Origin of the sequence: Stenotrophomonas maltophilia group sp. Smal32 (assembly GCF_030237085.1) — a bacterium.
Lineage (GTDB): Bacteria > Pseudomonadota > Gammaproteobacteria > Xanthomonadales > Xanthomonadaceae > Stenotrophomonas > Stenotrophomonas maltophilia_Q.
Window position 1 is genome coordinate 1 of the sequence record NZ_JASJSI010000078.1, and the last position, 20,718, is coordinate 20,718.

Annotated in this window: 21 protein-coding genes; 4 read left to right on the forward strand and 17 right to left on the reverse strand. The window is 67.6% G+C overall.

Annotated features, from left to right (window positions below; all coding sequences use genetic code 11):
* Positions 1-214: 214 nt before the first annotated feature.
* The 4 genes from murU to QRO91_RS16500 all read right to left on the reverse strand — a co-directional run bounded on the left by murU (position 215) and on the right by QRO91_RS16500 (position 3,844).
* Positions 215-925 (reverse strand): N-acetylmuramate alpha-1-phosphate uridylyltransferase MurU, encoded by a 711-nt coding sequence (murU, locus tag QRO91_RS16485; protein WP_049429349.1) that lies wholly within the window; start codon positions 923-925, stop codon positions 215-217.
* On the reverse strand, positions 922-1,947 hold the full coding sequence (locus tag QRO91_RS16490; RefSeq protein WP_049429350.1) for an aminoglycoside phosphotransferase family protein: 1,026 nt from the start codon (positions 1,945-1,947) through the stop codon (positions 922-924). The genes murU and QRO91_RS16490 overlap by 4 nt, the downstream gene beginning before the upstream one ends.
* Positions 1,948-2,011: 64 nt before the next feature.
* Entirely contained in the window at positions 2,012-2,281 is a 270-nt protein-coding gene (locus QRO91_RS16495; protein WP_005415577.1) for a GlsB/YeaQ/YmgE family stress response membrane protein, read from the reverse strand.
* A 69-nt stretch (positions 2,282-2,350) separates the two neighbouring features.
* Positions 2,351-3,844 (reverse strand): M20 family metallopeptidase, encoded by a 1,494-nt coding sequence (locus QRO91_RS16500; RefSeq protein ID WP_100443776.1) that lies wholly within the window; start codon positions 3,842-3,844, stop codon positions 2,351-2,353.
* A 200-nt stretch (positions 3,845-4,044) separates the two neighbouring features.
* Between QRO91_RS16500 and QRO91_RS16505 the strand changes: the two genes are divergently transcribed.
* The 4 genes from QRO91_RS16505 to QRO91_RS16520 all read left to right on the forward strand — a co-directional run bounded on the left by QRO91_RS16505 (position 4,045) and on the right by QRO91_RS16520 (position 7,192).
* Positions 4,045-4,371, forward strand: a complete 327-nt coding sequence (locus QRO91_RS16505) for a helix-hairpin-helix domain-containing protein (RefSeq protein ID WP_049429368.1) — start codon at positions 4,045-4,047, stop codon at positions 4,369-4,371.
* Positions 4,372-4,723: 352 nt separating this feature from the next.
* Positions 4,724-5,809: a L,D-transpeptidase gene (locus QRO91_RS16510; RefSeq protein ID WP_049429351.1), complete on the forward strand. Its 1,086-nt coding sequence runs from the start codon at positions 4,724-4,726 to the stop codon at positions 5,807-5,809.
* Positions 5,810-5,826: 17 nt separating this feature from the next.
* Positions 5,827-6,552, forward strand: coding sequence for a murein L,D-transpeptidase catalytic domain family protein (locus tag QRO91_RS16515; protein WP_010483599.1), 726 nt, complete (start codon positions 5,827-5,829; stop codon positions 6,550-6,552).
* A 34-nt stretch (positions 6,553-6,586) separates the two neighbouring features.
* Positions 6,587-7,192 (forward strand): HutD family protein, encoded by a 606-nt coding sequence (locus tag QRO91_RS16520; protein WP_049429352.1) that lies wholly within the window; start codon positions 6,587-6,589, stop codon positions 7,190-7,192.
* 115 nt (positions 7,193-7,307) lie between these two features.
* On the opposite strand, the gene QRO91_RS16525 is transcribed toward QRO91_RS16520, so the two are convergent.
* The 13 genes from QRO91_RS16525 to QRO91_RS16585 all read right to left on the reverse strand — a co-directional run bounded on the left by QRO91_RS16525 (position 7,308) and on the right by QRO91_RS16585 (position 20,717).
* Positions 7,308-8,912, reverse strand: coding sequence for a sulfite reductase subunit alpha (locus tag QRO91_RS16525; RefSeq protein WP_197650850.1), 1,605 nt, complete (start codon positions 8,910-8,912; stop codon positions 7,308-7,310).
* Complete coding sequence (locus tag QRO91_RS16530; RefSeq protein WP_049429354.1) at positions 8,909-9,880, reverse strand: FAD:protein FMN transferase; 972 nt, start codon at positions 9,878-9,880, stop codon at positions 8,909-8,911. The genes QRO91_RS16525 and QRO91_RS16530 overlap by 4 nt, the downstream gene beginning before the upstream one ends.
* Before the next feature lie 54 nt (positions 9,881-9,934).
* Positions 9,935-10,738, reverse strand: a complete 804-nt coding sequence (locus tag QRO91_RS16535) for a DUF4198 domain-containing protein (protein ID WP_049429355.1) — start codon at positions 10,736-10,738, stop codon at positions 9,935-9,937.
* 121 nt (positions 10,739-10,859) lie between these two features.
* The gene (locus QRO91_RS16540; protein ID WP_005408420.1) at positions 10,860-11,378 is read right to left on the reverse strand and encodes a DUF2271 domain-containing protein; all 519 of its coding nucleotides are present in this window, start codon (positions 11,376-11,378) and stop codon (positions 10,860-10,862) included.
* Positions 11,379-11,404: 26 nt separating this feature from the next.
* Positions 11,405-12,043, reverse strand: coding sequence for a PepSY-associated TM helix domain-containing protein (locus QRO91_RS16545; protein ID WP_049429356.1), 639 nt, complete (start codon positions 12,041-12,043; stop codon positions 11,405-11,407).
* A 163-nt stretch (positions 12,044-12,206) separates the two neighbouring features.
* Positions 12,207-14,627, reverse strand: coding sequence for a TonB-dependent receptor domain-containing protein (locus tag QRO91_RS16550; protein ID WP_049429357.1), 2,421 nt, complete (start codon positions 14,625-14,627; stop codon positions 12,207-12,209).
* 145 nt (positions 14,628-14,772) lie between these two features.
* Entirely contained in the window at positions 14,773-15,174 is a 402-nt protein-coding gene (locus tag QRO91_RS16555) for a hypothetical protein (protein ID WP_049429358.1), read from the reverse strand.
* Between the two features lie 165 nt (positions 15,175-15,339).
* On the reverse strand, positions 15,340-16,017 hold the full coding sequence (locus QRO91_RS16560) for a Fe2+-dependent dioxygenase (RefSeq protein ID WP_049429359.1): 678 nt from the start codon (positions 16,015-16,017) through the stop codon (positions 15,340-15,342).
* 10 nt (positions 16,018-16,027) lie between these two features.
* Entirely contained in the window at positions 16,028-16,747 is a 720-nt protein-coding gene (locus QRO91_RS16565; protein WP_049429360.1) for a tetratricopeptide repeat protein, read from the reverse strand.
* A gap of 68 nt (positions 16,748-16,815) precedes the next feature.
* Entirely contained in the window at positions 16,816-19,122 is a 2,307-nt protein-coding gene (locus QRO91_RS16570) for a TonB-dependent siderophore receptor (RefSeq protein WP_285310478.1), read from the reverse strand.
* 147 nt (positions 19,123-19,269) lie between these two features.
* A complete protein-coding gene (locus QRO91_RS16575) occupies positions 19,270-19,674 on the reverse strand; it encodes a hypothetical protein (RefSeq protein ID WP_049429362.1) in 405 nt (134 codons plus the stop codon).
* 174 nt (positions 19,675-19,848) lie between these two features.
* Positions 19,849-20,181, reverse strand: coding sequence for a non-heme iron oxygenase ferredoxin subunit (locus tag QRO91_RS16580; protein ID WP_049429363.1), 333 nt, complete (start codon positions 20,179-20,181; stop codon positions 19,849-19,851).
* The gene (locus QRO91_RS16585; RefSeq protein WP_049429364.1) at positions 20,178-20,717 is read right to left on the reverse strand and encodes a GNAT family N-acetyltransferase; all 540 of its coding nucleotides are present in this window, start codon (positions 20,715-20,717) and stop codon (positions 20,178-20,180) included. Before QRO91_RS16585 ends, QRO91_RS16580 begins: the two co-directional genes overlap by 4 nt.
* Position 20,718 lies beyond the last annotated feature (1 nt).

Below are 20,718 nucleotides of genomic sequence, written 5' to 3' on the forward strand. Positions count from 1 at the left end.
CCAGCTAGCCGACCCGTTTGTGTTTTTTTTTTTTATTTCGGTGCAGCGACCCCAACCAAAAATGTCAGCGGCGGGGGGGGGTGGTTTCGCGGGGGGGTCCGCGGATTGGTTGCCGCGCCAAACCCCCCAGGGAGGGTTTCACGGCGTCCCCCGCGGGACCACCCCGCCCGGCCAAGCAAGGCTTCTGCTCTCAAAACGTCCAGCCACGAGGGGCTCAGCCGTTCGCCGCCAACTCAACATCCAGCGCGCGCAGGCGATCCACGGTACCCACATCGGTCCAACGCCCGCGATGGTGCTGCCCCGTCATCAACCCCTGCGCCATGAAATGCTTCTGCAGCGGCACCACCGAGAACTTCGGCGGCACCCGCTCGCTGCCCGGCGCATCACCGATCACCGCGCGCCAATCGGCCACGACGGAAGGGCGATAGACGCCGATGCCGGCATAAGTCAGGCACGGGCCCTCGCGGTCGTGATGCAGCACGCCTTGCGAGTCCAGCCGGTAGTCGCCGTCGGGGTGCTGCACCGGATTGTCGACCAGCACCAGGTGCGCCTGGCCCTGTGGCTCTCGTGGCAGCGTGGCGAAATCGAAATCAGTCCAGATGTCGCCGTTCACCACCAGGAACGGGGCGTCGCCCAGCACCGGCAGTGCGTTGAGGATGCCGCCGCCGGTTTCCAGCGGGGTCTCGCCTTCGTGCACGAAGTGCAACTGCAGGCCCCACTGGCTGCCATCGCCCAGCGTGGTCGGGAACTGCTCGGCCAGCCACGCGGTATTGACCACCACCTCGCGCACGCCGAGTGCGGCGAGGCGTTCCAGGTGCCAGGCGATCAGCGGCTTACCGGCCACTTCCAGCAACGGCTTGGGCGTGTGCAGGGTCAGCGGGCGCATGCGCTCGCCGAGGCCGGCAGCAAAGACAAGTGCTTTCATCGGGCCACGCGCATCGGTGCGGCCAGCTCGGCCAGCGCCGGCTTGATGCGGTCGTCCAGCAACTGCTGCAGCGGCGCCAGTTCGCGATAGCGTGGCAGCACTTCATCCAGATAGGTGATGAAGCGCGGCGCGTCGTCGAGGTAATGGCCCTTGTTGTCGCGGTAGCGCAGGCGGCAGAACAGGCCGAGGATCTTCACGTGGCGCTGGATGCCCATCCAGTCGGCATCGCGCAGGAAGGTGGCGCGGTCGGGCACCGGCAGGCCGGCACCGCACGCACGCTCGTGGTACTGCGCCAGCCACTCGTCCACGCGCTGCAGCGGCCAGCTCAGGAAGGCGTCCTTGAAAAGGCTTACCGCGTCGTAGGCGATCGGACCGCGCACCAGGTCCTGGAAGTCCAGTACCGCTGGGCCGTCGTCGACTGGCATCAGGTTGCGCGGCATGTAGTCGCGGTGGGTCATCAGCTGGGCCTGGCCCAGCGCGTTGTCCATCAGGCGGCGGTGCACCAGCTGCAGCCCTTCAATCTCGCCGCAGTCCAGTTCCAGGTTCAGGTGGCGCTGCAGGAACCATTCGTCGAACAGGCCGGCATCGCGCTGCAGCAGCGCTTCGCCGAACTGGCCGAAGTCGGCCGGCACCGGGATCGCCTGCAGGCGCAGCAGCTGTTCGATCGAACGGTCGAACCATTCATCGGCATTGCGCTCGTCGAGGATCTTCGCCAGGGTCGGGCCGCCGAGGTCTTCCAGCAGCAGGAAGCCGGCCTCCAGATCCTGGGCGAGCAGCATGGGCACGCGCAGGCCGTTGTCGTGCAGCAGGCCGCGCATGCGCAGCCACGGCCGCGGATCTTCCAGCCCCGGCGGGGCGTCCATCACGATGTGGCTGCCGCGCGTGCTGGTGGTGCGCCAGTAGCTGCGCATGCCGGCATCGACCGAGGCGCGTTCGACCACTGCATTGGCATCTTCGAGCTGGGTACGGGCCCACTGCAGGCGCTGCGCGCTGCGCTGGGGATCGGAGGCGGGTTCGGTCATGCAGGCATATCCGGGCGCGCCGGGCGCGCCAACGTCGGGAACAGGAAGGGAAGGGGATGCGGGCTCAGCGGCGGCCGCTGAACAGGCGCAGGACGGCCAGCACGGCCACCGCGCCCACCACCGCACCGAGGAAACCGGCCGGTTCGCCGGGGGCGTACCAGCCCATGTACTGGCCGAACCAACCGGCCAGCAGCGCGCCAAGGATGCCCAGCACGATGGTCAACAGGCAGCCCATGCGGTTGTTGCCGGGCATGAAGAAGCGCCCGAGCAGGCCGACGAAGAAGCCCACCAGCAGGATGTACAGCCAGCTGCTGCTGCCGAACAGACCATTCATGCGCGCGGATTCCGCTTGAGTGTGGACGCAGCCTAGCAAGGCCAGGCTGCGTCCGTCACGGGTGCCGGATCAGCAGCAGCCGTGGTCGCCGTGGCGGGTGCCGCTATCGGCGGCCACCGGCGAACCGCTGGTCTCGCCGCGCAGGCTGGCGGCGTAATGCTCGCTGATCACCTTGGATACGCAGGCGGTGACCTTCTTGCCCATCGGGATGTGCAGGAATTCGTTCGGGCCGTGCGCGTTGGAGTGCGGGCCGAGCACGCCGGTGATCATGAACTGCGCACCCGGGAACTTCTCGCCGAGCATGCCCATGAACGGGATCGAGCCGCCCTCGCCCATGTACATCGCCGGCTTGCCGAAGAAGGCCTGGCTGGCGTCGTCGATGGCCTGGGTCAGCCACGGCGCCATGGCCGGGGCGTTCCAGCCGGTGGAGGCCTTTTCAAGGTCCAAGGTGACCTGTGCGCCGTTCGGCGGGTCGCGCAGCAGCGCTTCCTTCAGCAGCTCGCCGCAGGTCTTGCCATCGGCGGTCGGCGGCAGGCGCAGCGACAGCTTCACCGAGGTCTGCGGGCGCAGCACGTTGCCGGCCGATTCCAGCGGCGGCATGCCGCCGACGCCGGTGACCGACAGCGCCGGGCGCCAGGTGCGGTTGAGCACCAGCTCGGTCAGGTCCTCGTTCATCGGGCGCAGGCCGTCGACCATCGGGAACTTCTCGAAGATCTCGGTATCGACCACTTCGGCGGCACGCTTGGCCTGCTCCTGGCGCTCGGCCGGGATCTCGACGTTCATGCCCTCGATCAGGATACGGCCGGTATCCTGGTCCTCGATGCGCGAAAGGATCTGGCGCAGCAGGCGGAAGCTGGATGGGATCACGCCGGAGGCATCGCCGGAATGCACGCCTTCGTTGAGCACCTTCACGGTGAAATTGCCGCCGGTCAGGCCGCGCAGCGAGGTGGTGCACCACAGCTGGTCGTAGTTGGCACAGCCCGAATCCAGGCAGACCACCAGCGAGGGCTTGCCGATGCGGTCGGCCAGGTGGTCGACGTAGGCCGGCAGATCGTAGCTGCCCGATTCTTCGCAGGCTTCGATCAGCACCACGCAACGCGCGTGCGGCAGGCCCTGGGCCTGCAGCGCCAGCACGGCGGCCAGCGAGCCGAAGATGGCGTAGCCGTCATCGGCGCCACCGCGGCCGTACAGCTTGTCACCGCGCAGCACCGGGGTCCACGGGCCGAGGTCGTCGTCCCAGCCGGTCATTTCCGGCTGCTTGTCCAGGTGGCCATAGAGCAGGATGGTGTCGTCGCCGGTTTCGGCGCCGGTGGCCGGAATTTCCAGGAAGATCAGCGGGGTACGGCCTTCCAGGCGCACCACTTCAACCTTCAGGCCCGGCAGCTGCTGGGCCTTGGCCCAGTTCTCCATCAGGGTGACTGCCTGTTCCATGTAGCCGTTCTGCACCCAATTGGCGTCGAACATCGGCGACTTGTTGGGAATGCGGATGTAGTCGACCAACTGCGGGACGATCTCGCTGTCCCACTTGTCATTGACGAATTGGCCGAGCTTGGCGCTGTCCATCTGAAACTCCGGTTGCATGGGCTGTGATCGCGCCATTCTACGCCTGTGCCGGGGTAGGGTTTTTCCTACATCACGTCGGGTATTTGGCTGGCTTACGGAAATACGGGAAACCGATAGGCTGTGCACATGTGGTGACGGACACTGTTCCTGCCGACGGGATTGCCGGTCGGGACGGCCAGAATCACAAGGAGATACACGTTGTGCCTTGGTTTGTCGTGTTGAGGGTGCTGGTACTGGTAGTGGGGATCGCTGGGGCGCATGCCGCCGAACCGATCGACATCAACCGCGCCGATGCCCAGGCGCTGCAGCAGGGATTGACGATGGTCGGAGCCGCCAAGGCCGAGGCGATCGTCGAGCACCGGCGCAGACACGGCCCGTTTCATCGCGTCGAGGACCTGACGCAGGTGAAGGGAATAGGGAATGCAATCGTCGAACGGAATCGACAGCGGATCACCGTAGGCAACAGGTTGTTGCCGGCGGATCCGGTACCCGGATCGGTACCGGTGCGAACCGTACCCAGGCGCTGACAGCAGGAATCGTCGGAACCGGCAGGAAGCTGGTTCACCGGACACAGGCAGGACGCCTGTGCCCACCGACCGCCGCAGGACGCGGCACCAATCACCAGGATGGTGGCATCACAGACCTGTGGAAGGGGCTGAGATACAAACAGGACCGACGCGGCCGCGTGCAGGATGCAACGCTACCCCCAGAGCGCAGGATGCGAGGGGGCGGCAGCAGGCCGACAGGGACGTAACGATTGCCCGGTACGACACATGGCTGTGTCGCCGGGCAGTTTCATTTCCGGCGCCCGGTTTTGCCGCGGCCACCACGGGGCGATGGTGTACGGTGGCCGCTCCGCATGGAAAGGACACCCGCTGGATGTTTCCGCATCGCCCCACGACCCTGATGCTCGCCCTTGCACTGGCCCTGCCGCTGCTGGCCCAGGCCGCTGCACCGACGCCGGCCGCCAAACCCGCGGCTGCCGCTGCGGCCACCCCCGAGGTACGCGGGCCGACCGACCTGAAGCCGGGCGAATACCTGTGGCATCCGGAAATCTCGCCGACCGGCCCGATCGTGCTGGTGGTCAGCCTCGATGAGCAGCGCGCCTATGTGTACCGCAACGGCATCGCCATCGGCCTGACCACGATCAGCTCGGGCAAGGCCGGGCACGAAACACCAACCGGTGTGTTCACCATCCTGCAGAAGGACAAGGACCACAAGTCCAACCTCTACAACAGCGCGCCGATGCCGTACATGCAGCGGCTGACCTGGGACGGCATCGCCCTGCATGGCGGCAGCCTGCCCGGGCATCCGGCCTCGCATGGCTGCGTGCGCCTGCCGCAGGCCTTCGCGCAGAAGCTGTTCAGCGAAACCCAGCGCGGCGATACCGTGGTCGTGGCCGATGCCAAGAGCTCGCCGATGACTCTGGCCTATCCGTCGGTGCTGGCGCCGGTCAACGCACGTGGCCAGGCCTTGCCGGAGACCGAGGGCGGCGCGCCGGCGCAGGCCTGGTGGGATGACAGCGCGGCCCCGGCCGGGCAGGTCGGCATCCTGGTCAGCCTGCACGACCAGCGCCTGTACGTGCTGCGCGATGGCGTGATGATCGGCGAGTCGCCGTTGAAGGCCGACGCGCTGCCGGCGTTCCAGGGCACCACCCTGTTCGTGATGGGGCAGGGTTACAGTGATACCCCCAGCCCGCTGGACGCGAACCAGCGCCTGCACCAGTGGACGGCCTACCCGCTGCTGGGCCAGGACCGTGCCCAGGCCACGCCGGACCTGCTGGCCACGCCCTCGCTGCCGATGGCGCTGCCGACCGATTTCGCTCGCCAGCTGTACCAGGTGCTGGTGCCGGGCACGACCCTGCTGGTCACCTCGCTGCCGGCGGTCCGCCCAAGCCCGGCTGAATCCGGAATGCAGCCGGTCTTGGAATCCGAGCCGCCAGGGTCCACCCTCAAGGGCAACTGAGTCCCCTCGTTGTGCCCATGACTGCATCCCGCCTGTGCCGGCTGGCCGCGTTCGGCCTGCTGGCGACCTCGGCCAGCGCCCCGGCGCTGGCACAGACGCCCGCCCTCGCCACCTCTGCCGATGATCTGGCTGCCCTGCTGTCGCGCAGTGCGCCCAAGGCCGACCGCCACGTGCTGCAGCTGGCGGCGCACGCCATGCGCTGTGCGTTGCAGCGGCCGGAACTGGGCATCAATGGTGATCGCCTCAGCGTGATCGATTACTCGCGCCCGTCCACCGAGCCGCGGCTGTGGGTGTTCGACCTGGCCCATCAGCGCCTGTTGTTCGAAGAATGGGTGGCGCATGGCCGCAACAGCGGCGAGAACCGCACCGAGCACTTCTCCAACCGCGACGGCAGTTTCATGTCCAGTCTCGGCGCGTTCACCGCGCAGGAGACCTACATGGGCGGCAATGGATATTCGCTGCGCCTGGCCGGTCTGGAACCGGGCTTCAATGACCGCGCGCGTGACCGAGCGATCGTCATCCATGGTGCGCCGTACGTGAACCCGGCTACCGCGCAGCTGCAGGGGCGGCTGGGACGCAGCCTGGGTTGCCCGGCGGTGCGGCTGTCGGTGGCCAAGCCGCTGATCGATGCGTTGCGTGGTGGCACGATGGTGTTTGCTTACTACCCCGACCAGGATTGGCTGAAGCACTCGCAGCTGCTGGCCGGCGGGTGCGGTGGCCAGGGCACGCTCGCCACGCGGTGATGCACGACGGCGCGCGGCATGATGCAATGCGTGGATGAACATCGACTCCCTGCTGCACACTCCGAGCCAGGTCATTTCCAGCCTGGACTATCGCCGCGAACGCTGGCGGAATGGACTTGGCTGGACCCGCGAGATCCTGCGCCTGCCTGCGGAGGGCGATGACTGGGCGCTGCGCCTGTCGGTGGCCGAGATCGAGCAGGACGCCGCGTTCTCCGCCTTCCCCGGCGTGGAGCGCGAGCTGGTGCTGCTGCAGGGCAATGGCGTGCGCCTGCGCTTCGACGATGGCCGCGTTGCCGAGGTGCTGCCGCCGCATGGACGGGTGCGCTTTGCCGGCGAGGAAACCCTGCACGGTGAACTGGTCGATGGCACCACCCACGACTTCAACCTGATGTGGAAGCGCGAGCTGCTGCAGGCCGAACTGCTGCACCGGCCACTGGTGGGCGCGATGTTCTTCTTCTGCGAACCGGGCGTGGCCTGGGCGCTGCATCTGCTGTCCGGTCAGGCGGAGTTCGGTGCCGACAGCGGCCTGCCCGCGCTACGGGCCGGCGATACCGCGTGGTTGGCGGCCGGCGAGCGTCAGCGGCACGCGTTGCAGGGCGGTGGCGAGTTGTTGGCGATACGGGTGGCGAGCGCCGGGTAGCGCCGGACCATGCCCGGCGTCATGGTGCGAACCAAGGTTCGCACCCACCAGAGAGCATTTGTGGTTGGGGTCAGAGCCCTTTCCTGCGGAAAGGGATCCGACCCCGAGGGTTCGTTCAATACACATCGCGCCGGTAGCGACCGGCCAGCAGCAGCGCTTCCTTGCCCGAAATACCCAGCACCTGCTCGATCACCGCATCCACCGCCGGGGCCATGCCCTGCAGGCTGCCGCAGACCAGGATCGTGGCGCCTTCATCCACCCACTGCCGCAGCGTTGCCGCTTCGGCCAGCAGCCGGTCCTGCACATAGCGATGCGCGCCGCCGTCGCGGCTGAACACGGCATCCAACCGCGCCAGTGAGCCGTCGGCCAGCATTGCCTGCAGTTCTTCACCGAAGTGGAAGTCATGCGCGGCGGTGCGCTCACCGAACAGCAGCCAGGTCCGTCGTGCGCCACTGCGGATACGTTCGTGCAGATGCGCGCGCAGGCCGGCAATGCCGGTGCCGTTGCCGATCAACAGCAGCGGCACGTTGGCGGCCACGCCATGGAAGTTGTCGTTGCGACGCAGCCGCAGCTGCACCGGTTCGCCGATGGCCGCGTGGTCGCACAGCCAGCCGCTGCCGATGCCAGGCGTGCCGTCCGCGCGCAGCTGTCGGCGCAGCAGCAGCTCGACCGCACCGTCGGCCATCACCGAGGCGATCGAGTACTCGCGATGGGGCAGCGGTTGCAGGGTCGCCAGCAATGCGGGCAGATCACCTGGGGGAACCAATGAGGGCAGGTGCGAGCGCGCGACGCGTGCCAGCAACGTCTGCCCATCATCCAGCACGGTATCCGCATCGAAGCGTTGCGCGTCCAGCCACGCGCGCGCGATGTGGCGGGCGTGTTGTGGCCCGATCTCGGCGATGTCACCGGCCTGCCACTGCGCATCTGCATCGGCCGGAGGCTGCAGGCGCAGCCAATACACGGGGCCGCCGGGGCTGCCCGGATTCAGATGCTCACGTTGCAGCAGCGTCCACGGCTGGTACTCGGCCGGGCTCCAGTCGGGCAGTTCACTGGCGCCGCCGGCAAGTTGTCCCAGCAACTGCTGCCAATGGCGCAGTGCCGCCGGATCGGCGTTGTCGACTTCGATCGCGTCGAACAGCGGATGCGCGCCGTGCTGGCGCAGCCAAGTGTCCAGCTGGTGGCCGAATCCGCAGAAGTGGCCATAGCTGCGGTCGCCCAGCGCGAGCACGCCGTAGTGCAGGTGCTGCAGCGAAGGCGGCGCGGCCATCACCCCGCGCAGGAACGGCAGGGCATGATCGGGTGGGTCGCCTTCGCCAGTGGTGCTGGCGATGAACAATGCACGCTGGCTACCGGCCAGCAAGGTGGCGTCGACCTCATGCAGGCCTCGCACGCGCACCGGCACGCCGGCACCACGCAATGCCTCGGCACTGCGTTCGGCCAGTTCGCGGGCGAAGCCCGTCTGGCTGGACCAGACCAGCAGGATCGGTGCGACGTCGGCAGAGGCAGCATCGTCGCGCGGTCGCCCACGCCACCACAGTGCGGCACAGGCCAGCGCATACAACGCGGTGGCGATGATCGCGACCTGCGTTTGCCGTGCAGATGGCGCGCCCTGCCACCAGGCTTCGCTGAGGTGCAGGCGCAACAGCGCCCAGGCGATCAGCGCCAGCAGGATCAGTACAAGCGCGTTGCCGAGCAGCGCGCGCGACGGCCGTGCGCTCATGCGTCCTGCTCGTCGAGCAGGCGCTGGAAGGCGCTGCTGAGAAATTCGTGCGGGCCATCCGCTGCGCGATGCAGGTAGCGTGCGGCCAGTCCTTCGCGTTCGGCCAGCGCCATGCCGTGCTCGCGGCCTAGTACGGTCAGTGCGGTGGCCCAGGCATCAGCATGCATCGCGTCGTCGGCGACCACCGTCACTGCCGCTGCAACCTGGCGCACCGGTCTGCCAGAGCGCGGGTCCAGGCTGTGACTGTAAGCCTCGCCATCGGCCTGGTACTGGTGCCAGCGATCACCGGAGGTGGCCACCGCCTTGTCCTCCAGCGCCAGCACCCGCGGTGGTGTTTCGGTGTGCGCGTCTTCTTCCGGTGCGGATTCCACCAGTACGCGCCAGGGGTGGCCGTCGGGCTTGCGGCCGTAGCCGGCCAGTTCGCCACCGACCTCGATCAGTGCAGCAGCGATGCCCTGATCGCGCAGCCAGGCGGCCACGTGATCGACGCCGAAGCCCTTGGCGATCGCAGAGAGATCCAGTTCCAGTCCACCCGGTTGCAGCAGCGCATCGTCCTGCCACTGCAGGTGCTGCCAACCGCAGCGATCACGCGTGGCCTGCAGGGTAGCGTCGTTGGGCTGGCGGCGTTCGCCAGCATGTGCACCGAAACCCCACAGTGCCACCAACGGGCCGACGGTGGGATCGAATGCACCATCGCTGGCGGCGGCGATGGCCTGTGCGCAGGCCAGCACCTGGCGGGTCTCAGCCGGCAGCACGCACCATTGGCCAGCGTTGGCGCGGTTGTAGCGGCTCAGGTCCGAGCCGGGCTCCCAGGTGCTCATCTGCGCGACCACCTCGTCCAGCCGCGCCTGGATGCCGGCATGCAGCGGGTGCAGGTCGCGCTGGCGCGGCGCGACCAGCGACACGCTCCAGGTGGTGCCCATGGTGGTGCCACCGAGGCGGGCGATGTCGAGCTGGGGATCGGTCATGGTGGTGTGCTGCAGATGCGATGCCGGGGCTGCCCGGCATCGCGTTCCACGTCATTACTGCGGCAGCACTTCCAGCGTGGCCACGTAGCTCAGGCGGCGCTTGGCGGCTTGCTTCACCGAGGTCTTGTTGTCCTCGGTGCCGGTTTCCAGCCAGTACATGCCAGCTTCCGGCCAGGTCACCTTGATCTCGCCCTTGGCATCGCTGGTGACCTTCAGTTCGTCCTGCGCGTTGCGGTAGCGGGTGGCGCCACGCACGATCTCGAATTCCAGGCCGGCGGCCGGCTTGCCGTCGACCAGCACGCGGAAGGTGGCTTCCTCGCCGGCGAACAGGTCGTTCGGGTGGCCGACGGCGACCAGCTCGATGCCACGGTTGGTGGGCTTCAGCGCGGTGTCGTTCGGCGCACCGTTGGTGACGAAGGTCTCCACGCGGCCCACCGACTGGCTCACTTCCAGCTTCTTTGCGTCCTTGGGCAGTTCGCCGAAGGTGGCGGCGGTACCGCGCCAGCGCTTGCGCTCGCCGTTCTGTTCGTAGGTGGCGAACAGGCCGTCGTTGACTGAGGCGATGCGGTAGGTGCCCGCCTGCTTCAGTTCGAGGTCGAACACGCTGCGGTACTTGCCGGTGGCCGCGTTCTGCGGCTGCACGGTGCTGCCGTCCGGCGCGGTGATCACCACCGACTCCAGGCGCAGCGGCACGTGGTTGAAGTAGAACAGGTCGTTGGAGACCGCACCGTCGACAGTGATCCACGGCGCGCTGCCGGCGATCACGGTCTGCGAGGGCAGCAGCCAGGCCTTGTGGGCCAGGGCGGAGAAGGGAAGGGCAGCGGCCAGGGCGGCGGCGAGGACGAGCGTGCGCTTCATGCGGAGGACTCCAGTTGGAAGGGGTCGGATCCCTTTCCAACGGAGAGGGCTCTGATCCCGGGGATGTGGCGATGGGGTCAGAGCCCTTCCTGTGGAAGGGATCTGACCCCGGAACAAACGGTCAGGGTTTGACGGCGAGGGTGACCTGGCCCAGTTCGGTGGCGCCCTGCGCCTTGCCGTTCTGTGCGGCGGTGGCCGGCCAGGTGAAGGGAATCTTCAGCAGTTCACGGCCGCCGACTTCGCGCACCGCTTCCACCACCAGGGTGTAGTTGCCCGGGGCCAGCTGCTTCAGCGCCGGCTGCCTGTCGTTGAACGACAGCGCGTGCTTGCCGGCCGGGCGGGTCGGGCCGGTCACGCCGTCCACCGGCACCTGCAGGGTGCGGCCGCTCTTGCGCCACCACTGGCGCAGGTCGGGCAGCCACTTGGTGCCATGGCCTTCACTGTTGCTGGTCTGCTGGTACCAGACCGACAGGTTGGCCGCGACTTTCTGGTCGGCGCCTTCCAGCCACACGGCCACATACGGGCGGTGGTATTCGGCCACGTTGAGCTTGGGCACTTCGACGTTGATGTCGAGGGTGGTGGCATAGGCCGGCGAGGTGGCCAGCAGGCCGCTGAGGGCGATGGTGAGGGTGACGCGCATGGGGCGGCTCCGGAAACGAGGGAAAGTCAGTGGATCAGCAGCAGGGCGATCAGCAGCGGGATCATCAGACCGAGGCCGACCAGCGGCCAGGTCATGCGCCGCTGCCGCGCATGCAGGTGCAGCAGGAACAGGCCGGTGATGCAGAACACCAGGCAGGCCACGGCGAACACGTCCAGAAACCAGCCCCATGCCGGTCCGGCGTTGCGGCCCTTGTGCAGGTCGTTGAGGTAGGACACCACGCCGCGCGAGGTTGATTCGTACTCCACCGCGCCGGTCTCGCGATCGATGCTCAGCCAGGCGTCGCCGCCGGGGCGTGGCAGCGACAGATAGATCTCCTCGGCCGACCACTCGGCCGGGCGGCCGCCGATGGCGATGCCCAGCTGCGTGTCCAGCCATTGCCGGACAGGTCGCGGGATCGGCGCATTGCCGTCTTCGCGCGTGCCCAGCTGGCCGAGCAGATCGGCTGGCAGTTCCAGGTGCTGGTTCTGCACCTGGGGCTTGGCCTCGATCTTCGCCGCGTGGTTGAGGGTCAGGCCGGTCACCGCGAACAGCAGCATGCCGATCAGGCACACTGCCGAACTGATCCAGTGCCACTGGTGCAGCGTCCGCAGCCAGAAGCCACGGCTTTGTTGCTGCTGCACGGTGGAAGAGGCAGGACGGCTCACGGCACGGTTCGAGGCGGACGGGGACTGCCCATTACATCATTGGTGAGAATAGCTCGCAATTGCGTGTCGTTCTGTATCCCGGAGGCGGTAGATCCACGCCATGCGTGGATGAAGCGGTGCCGACCAAGGTCGGCACCCACCGAAGCAGGGAGGAGCGCGGTGATCAGAACTTCGCGTTCAACGAAATCCAGTAGCTGCGGCGCTGGTCCTTGGTCGCGTAGTCGTCCACGCAGTTGAACTCGCTCTGGCTGATCAGCAGGCACGACTGCGAGACGAAGTTCTTGTCGAACAGGTTGTTGACCCGCGCGTTCACCGTCAGCCATGGCGTGGCCTTCCAGCTGCCACCCAGGTGGAAGAGGGTGTAGTCCTCGTAGTAACGGGTCTGGCTGACGCCGTTGGCGTCGAGCAGGGTGTCGCGGTAGCGGTCGTAGCGGCCCTCGCCGATCAGCGACAGGCTGATGGCCTCGTTGAGCTGCCAGTTCAGGCTGGCATTGGCCATGTGCCTGGCCGGGGTGGTGCCGGTGATCGGCAGACCCTTCTGCGGGCCACTGGTCTGCTCGCTCCTGGTCCAGGTGTAGTTGCCGCGCAGCTGCAGGGTGTCGAGAAGGTCGATGTGGCCGGCCAGTTCGGCGCCGCGGGTCTCGGCCTTGTCGATGTTCACGCTCTGGGTGAAGGTGCTGTAGCCCAGCGCGGCCCAGCCCGGGCCGATGTCCACGCAGTAGCCGCTGCTGGCCGGCGCCACTTCGCAGTTCGGGAAGGTGCCACCGCTGGCGATCTTGTCCTCGAATTTGTTGAAGAAGCCGGTGACGTTGAAGCCCCAGCGCTGGCCTTCGAAGTACGCGGCCAGTTCGTAGTTGGTGCTGGTTTCAGGCTTCAGGTTCGGCGAACCCACCAGTGGCAGCACGCCCTGGCCACCGAAGCCGGTGATGCCCGGGAACAGCTGGTCCGGACGCGGGGTCTTGTAGCCGGTGCTGACGCCGCCCTTGAAGGTCCACGCATCGCTGGCGTTCCACACCAGGTAGCCGCGCGGGCTGAGATGGCTGCCGAAGATGTTGTGGTCGTCGTAGCGCAGGCCGAAGGTGGCAGTGAGGGCATCGGTCAGCGCCCAATTGTCCTCGGCGAACAGCGCCCACATGCGGTGCTTCTGCTTGGTGTTGCTGCGGTAGCCGGCGCCGTCCATGCCGAACACGCCGTCGATCATGTCGGTGTCGTTGTACTGGCCGCCGACAGCGAGCTTGTGCGCGCCGAAGTCCAGATCCAGCATCGTGTCGAGCACGTAGCCTTCCAGTTCCATGGTGCGCAGCGGACGCGGCAGGAACGCCTGCAGGCGCGCCATTTCGCTGGGATTGAGTGCGGTCAGCGCATTGCCACGGCCGGCCGCGCAGTTGTTGGCCGCGCCGGTGCGACGGCAGACGTCATTCCACAGCGTCTGCAGGTTGGCACGCTCGTCCAGGGTCAACGGCAGCGAGCGGCCGAGGTTGCTGCTCTTGCTGTGGGTCAGCGAGGTCTGCCAGGTGCCGAAGCTGTAGCGGCCCTGGTGGGTCAGCGACAGCTGGTCGCGCTCGTAGCGCTGGTAGGCGGTGTAGCCCACGCGCGGCTGCACCACGCGGCGGGTGACCGTGCCGCTGCCGTTCGGGTTCGGGATGACCGCATTGCCGACGCGCCATAGGCTGGCCAGGCTGTCCAGGGTGCCGGTCTGGCCTTCGCTGTTGTCGTACTTCTGCCGCGACACGTCGTAGTCCAGCCACAGCTCGTGGTCATCGTTGACGCGGAAGTCCAGGCGCACGCCGGTGTTCCAGTTGGTGTTGGCCACCGACTTGCCACCGCCACCGAAGCCGATGCTGCGCTCCCACAGCGTGCCGTCGGGCAGGGTCAGTGCATCCCATTCCGGATTCGATGCCTTGGCATCGTAGTAGCTGCCGCGCACTGCCAGGCTGAGGCGCTCCTTCAGCAGCGGGCCGCTGAGGTACAGGTCGGTGGTGCGTGCATCACCGAACTGGTCATCCTGCTGCACGGTGAAGCCCTGGGTCACGGCGCCGTGCCAGCTGTGCTGGTTGCGGCGGGTGATGATGTTGATGACGCCGCCCATCGCATCTGAGCCGTACAGCGTGGACATCGGGCCGCGCACCACTTCGATGCGTTCGATCGCGTCCAGCGGCGGCAGGTAGGCGAACTGGCCGCCGCCGAAGTTGTTCGGGTACAGCTGGCCGACATTGCTCTGGCGGCGGCCGTCGATCAGCACCAGGGTGTATTCGGACGGCAGGCCGCGCATCGAGATGGTGGCGCGGCCGTTCTTGTCGGTGGCCTCCAGGCCGACGTCGATGCCTTCGACGTCGCGCAGCGCATCGACCAGGTTGGTATACGGGCGCTTGCTCAGCTCCTCGCGGCTGACCACGCTGATGCTGGCCGGCGCATCGACCACCTTCTGTTCGAAGCCGGAGGCGGTGACCACCACCTTGTCCAGCGTCTGCGGGGCGCCGGCGATCTCTGCATGTGCGAAAGCAGGGGCCGCCATCGCCGCCAGCACGGCGCTGGTCAGCAGGGGGCGGGACAGGGACGAACGGACACGATGGCGCTGGGCCATGGCAGTTACCTCGAAAGATGCAGAGAGGTGCGATGCCGGGCGCGAAGGGCGCGGCATGCACGGGAAGCCCGGTCAGGGGCGGCAGGGATGAAGCAGGCAGCGGCGTGCGGGTGCGACCGCGCAGGCGGTCACGTCGGGCCGTGGATCAGGCGAGCGGCGGCGCCTGGCCGCGTTGCTGGCGACGCCCGGGCGCGTCGGCCCAAGGCGTGTCCGGAGCGGCCAGCGGCCAGTCCGGGCGCACGCCGGGCATGGCCGGCGTGGCGGGTACGAGTTCACGTTCGGTACGCAGCCACTGGCTGGCCAGCAGCAGCGGCGGACGTGCCTTCTCGGCCGCTTTCACCGGGGTGGAAGCACAGCGGCGCAGCTTGGCCGGGGCTTCTTCCTGCAACGGGCCTTCGCCGCCGCGTTCTTCCAGCGGTACCTGCACGGTCGCTGCTGTCGCCGGGTGCGGCAGCAGCGGCAGGGTGCCCAGCAGCAACGCCAGCATCGCCACCCACGCCAGCAGGCTGGCCAGCGCAGGACGCTGGCCGCGCATGGCGGCACCCATCTTGCGATGGATCAGTGGGCGAGGGCGAAGCGGGCGCAGCAAGCAAGGGTCCCCAGGTGGTTTGCCGGCAGCGGCCAGCATCAACGGGGCGTGATTGTAATGAGAGCCGTTAGCTGTTGCAAATGAGAATGATTGCCAAAATGTCGCAGGCCGGCCAGATGGGGCTCAGACTTCGCTCCAGCGCCGCAGCAGGTTGTGGTACACGCCGGTCAGCTGCAGCACCGCTTCGGTGTCGCCGCCAGTCTGCCGCAGGCGTTCGATCGAGCTGTCCATCTCCCACAGCAGGCGCCGCTGCACGTCGTCGCGGATCATGCTCTGCACCCAGAAGAACGAGGCCACGCGCGCACCTCGGGTCACCGGCCGCACTTGGTGCAGGCTGCTGGACGGATACACGATCAGGTCGCCAGCCGGCAGCTTCACTTCATGCTCGCCGTAGGTATCGCTGATGATCAGCTCGCCGCCCTCGTACTCGTCCGGATCGGACAGGAACAGGGTGCAGGAGATGTCCGAGCGCAGCTGCTCGCCGTTGGCCAGGTTCATCACCGCGCCATCGACATGGAAACCGTAGGTGCCTCCACCGCTGTAGCGGTTGAAGCGTGGCGGCAGGTACTTCAGTGGCAGCGCCGCGCTGAAGAACAGCGGGTGCCGGGCCAGCGCGACGAGGACGGTCTCGCCCAGCTCGCGGCGCAGCGGCGAGGCCTCGGGCAGCTGCTGGTTGTGCTTGGCCTGCGCACCCAGATGGCCAACCGTCTCGCGGCCATCGGTCCAGTCGGCGACGTCGAGGCGGCGGCGGAACTCGGCCACCTGCGCGGCGCTGAGGATGTCGGGGATGTGCAGCAGCATGCGGAACTCCTCAGTGGGACGGCGGTGCGACCAGGGCGCGCACCTGCGGATGCGGGGACGCTGCCAGCTCCGGCACGATGTGGGCCATGAACGCCGGGCTGCCGTGGGCCAGCGCCAGCCGCAGCCAGTGCACGGCCTGATCGACCTGGCCGGCCTGCAGCAGGATCGAGGCGTAGTTGGCCTGGCCGCGGAAATCGCCGGTCTCGGCGGCGCGCCGGTACCAGTCCAGCGCGGCCTGTGGATCGCGCTCGATCTCCAGGCCGTCCTCGAGATGGCGGGCCAGCAGGTTCATCGATTTGGCGTGGCCCAGGTGCGCGGCGCGCGTGTACAGCGCCAGCGCCTGCGCGCGGTCCAGCGGCACGCCGCGGCCGGTGGCCAGCAGGTTGGCCAGGTTGTACAGGCCCCAGTCCAGCCCGGTGTCGGCCGCGCGGCGGTACCAGACGGCCGCCAGCGCCGGGTCGGGCGCAGTGCCCTGGCCCAGCTCATGGCAGCGGCCGAGCATGTTCATCGCCATCGGCACGCCGTTGTTGGCGGCGGTTTCGTACCAGAGCAGCGCGGCAGAGGCATCCTGCGCGGTGCCTTTGCCTTCCATGTGCATCTGCGCGAGCAGCAGTTGTGCATCGACCTGGCCGGCCTGCGCGGCATCGCGGATGTGCACGAACGCGGCTGCCGGGTCGTGCTGCAGCAGTTCGGCCAGGGCGTCGCTGTCGATGGGGGTAAGGGTCGCCATGGGGTGAGTATCGCCGGAAACAAAAACGGCGGCAGGAGAGCCTGCCGCCGTGGTGGAGCGAAGTTACATCAGAACTTCACGTTCAGTGCCAGGGTGGCCGAGCGACCCGGGGCGATGCTCGCGTAGTGCGAGGCATAGGCCTTGGTGAAGTAGGTCTTGTCGGTCAGGTTCTGCACGTTCAGCTGCAGGCTGATGTTGTCCTGGATCGCGTAGCTGGCCATCGCATCGAAGCGGGTGTAGCTGGCGATCCACTTGGTGTTGGCGACATCACCGTACTGCTTGTCCGAGTAGAACGCGCCGGCGCCGATGGTCAGGCCGATCGGGAAGCGGTAGGTGGTCCACAGGTTGGCGCTGTGCTTGGCGGTGTTCGGGAACATGTTGCCGTTGTTCGGCGACGGTACGTAGATACCGCTCGGGCAGGTGCGGCCCGACACGGCGCAGACGAAGCCGTTGTCCTTCAGCTCCGAATCCAGGTAGGTGTAGCCGCCATACAGGCTCCAGGCGTCGGTCAGCTGGCCGTTGAAGCCCAGCTCGAAGCCGTTGATCTCCTTCTTGCCGGCGTTCTGGCTGGTACCGTTGTCGACGGTCACGCGTGCGTTGTTCATCACGGTGTGGAAGATCGCGGCGGTCAGGTTCAGGCGGTTGTCGAGCAGGTCCCACTTGGTGCCGAGTTCGAGGTTCCTGGTGTCCTGCGGCTTGAGGTCGGCCACCAGCCCGGTCAGGCCGTCGGAGCCATCGCCACCGTCCATACCCGGCGGGGTCGAGGAGGTGCCCCAGGACAGGTAGATGCTGCCGTTGGCCACCGGCTTGAACACTACGCCGGCCTGGTAGTTCACGAAATCGTTGTCGTTGCGCAGGCGGGTCGGCACTGCGTTGAGCACCGGCGTGGTCAGCGTGGTGCTGTAATCGTCATAGCGCAGGCCGACGTTGAAGCTCCACTGTGCATTGAGCTCGATGGTGTCGAACAGGTAGGCGGACTTGGTCTTGGTGCGCTGTTCAACGTCCAGCGCCTTGTTGCTGCGGTAGACGATCTGACCGGCCGCCCACGGATCGTTCGGGTTCGGATTGTTGAAGTCGGTGCAGTTGAAGTTGGTGGCAGCGCCGGACACCCGGCACACCGAGCTGTTGGCCGCGAGAGGTTCCAGCGGATTGGCGGTGCCCGGCGTCATCTGATAGCTGCCGCGGGTCATCTTCTCGTCGCTGTACTCCACGCCCGCGCTGTAGCTGTGCTTGAGCGCGCCGGTCTGGAAGGCGCCGGTCAGGCCCAGCTGGTCGGCGAAGCTCTTGACGTCGACGGCGCGGCTGTTGGTGCGGCGCCACAGGGTGCCGTAGTTGTTCGGATTACCCTTGCTGTCGTCCGGCTGGGTCCACAGGTAGTCGTTGCTGGTGTTGCCCAGGCGCGCGATGTTGCGCAGCTTGTGGCCGCCGAAATCGTAGCTGGCGTCGAGGGTGCTGATATCGGCGCGGGTACGCTGGAAATCACGGTCGACCAGGCCGTAGTAGTTGTTGCGGTCCGGCACCATCGGGCGGCCGTCGCCGTTCTTGGCCACGTTCGGGCCGCTGGTGAACGGGTTGTTGTACGGGAAGCCGCCGGCATCGGGCAGGTCATCGCTCTGCATGTGGTAGTGGCTGGCGATCAGCTGCGCCGGGCCGTTCAGGCCGAACGCGATCGACGGTGCGATGCCCCAGCGGCTGACGTTGGCCGCATCACGACCGGCGATGTCCGACGCGTGCTTCATCAGGTTCAGGCGGGCGGCGACGCCATCGCCCAGCACATAGTTGGCGTCCACGGTGCCGCGCGCGTAGCTGTCGGTGCCGATGCCCATGCTGGCGCTGGTTTCGTTCTTCAGCTTCGGCGTCTTGCTTACCAGGTTCAGGCTGCCACCACCGGAATCACGGCCGCCGTAGGCCGAGCTCGGGCCCTTGACCACTTCCACCTGCTCCAGGTCGAAGATCTCGCGGGTCTGCGAGCCGACGTCACGCAGGCCGTCGACGAAGATGTTGCTCTGGGAGTCGAAGCCGCGGATGAAGGGGCGGTCGCCGGTCGGGTTGCCGCCTTCGCCGGCACCGAAGGTGATGCCCGGCACCATGCGCAGCGCATCCTGCAGGTTGGTCGCGCCGGTCTCGGCAATCAGCTTCTCCGAGACGATCGACACCGACTTCGGGGTGTCCAGCAGTTCGGCGGTGAACTTCGGCGAGGACGGATTGAACCAGCTGCCGCGCACCTGCACCTTGTCCAGGTCGGTGGCCTTGTTGGTGCCGGAGGCGGCGCCGTCGGCGGCCTGTGCGGCCAGCGGTGCGAAGCCGGCGGCCAGGGTGGCCGAGGCGAGCAGGGAAACGCGCGGGGCGTACTTGCGGGTCTTGATGTGGGTCATGGTCTGGGTGGCGGTGGCTTGGATCAGGAAAGGGCGCGGGCCGGCACGCAGGCGTGGCGGCAGGCAGGAGACGGGTGCTGTAGAGCCGAGCCGATGCTCGGCTTGCCCGAAACGCAATGAGGCGCACGGCAAAGGCCGCAGGGCGCCTCAGCTGGCGTGCGGTGCGGGCGGTGCGTGGCCGGGGTTCAACCGCAGTGCGGGATCGTGCAGCTGCCAGCGCAGGGCGTCGGAGCGCCACAGCGGGATGTGTGCGACAAGCGCGGCGCGCGGTGACGCCAGGCCGGTGCAGGGTGTACTGCCCTCGCCATCGAGCGGTGGCTCGGGGGCAGGGGCGGCGTGTTGCGGGCATTCGTCGGCCGGCGCTTCCGGCAGCGGCAGGGCCTGCAGCAGATCATCCGCGTGGGCCTGCCAGCCGTGTGCGGCCGGATCGCTGCCGCGCCCCTCGTGCAACGCCGACCAGCCCAGCAGCAGCGTCAGCAGCACGGCCACAAGCAGCGGCCACCCGTGGCGGGCGAGCTGGCACAGCGTGGCGGTGGGCGCGGGCGAAGCCATGGCGCAGGGGCGGAGTCGTTACGAAGATGTTACGTAGAATAACATCAACGATAATGATTCGCATGTACGGAATGTGGCCAGCCGCCGGGGTGTCCCCGAAACGCCTTGGGAAGGCCCTCAAGGCGCTTCCGTAGATCCGCCCCATGGGTGGTGCCCTGGGGCGGGCGCGCGGCCTCAATCGCGGTCGTCGCGGGTCCAGACCGCGTCGTGCTCCCGCTTCACCGGGAACTTGGGCACCGGGGTATAGGCCGGGGCGCACAGGGCGCGGCCATCGCGCACGTCGAAGCGCGCACCGTGCAGCACGCACTCCACACTGCCTTCGGTGGTGTCGAACTCACCCGAGGACAGCTCGAACTCTTCATGCGTGCACTGGTCTTCCAGTGCGTACAGCTCGCCGTCGAGGTTGAACACCACGATCGGGGTGCCGGTCACTTCGTCGAACACGCTCTTCATTTCACCCGGCAGCAGCTCGTTGCCGGCACAGACAAAGGTCCAGGCCTCGCTCACGCGGCGGCTCCGGCCAGCGGCTTTTCCAGGATCTCGAAGCGCAGGTCGTCGCGCTTGGGAATGCCGAAGCGTTCGTCGCCATACGGGAACGGCTTCTTGATGCCGGTGCGGCTGTAGCCGCGGCGCTCGTAGAAGGCAATCAGTTCGTCGCGCACGTCGATGACGGTCATCTGCATCACCGGCACGTTCCATTCGCGCGCGGCGTGCGCTTCGGCGGCATCCATCAGCTGCTTGCCGACGCCACCGCCCTGCTGGGCCGGGTCGACCGAGAACATGCCGAAGTAGCCCTTGCCGTCGACATCGGCGACGTGGGCGCAGGCCACCAGTTGGCCCTCGCGTTCGGCCAGCAGGATGGTGGAGCGCGGGCGGTCGAGGTCGCCCTGGATGCCTTCGGCGTCGATGCGGGCGCCATCCAGCAGGTCGGCTTCGGTGGTCCAGCCGACGCGGCTGGCGTCGCCACGGTAGGCCGAGGTGACCAGGGTGATCAGGGCGGGGATGTCGGCCGACGTCGCGGCGCGGAAGGTCAGGGTGCTCATG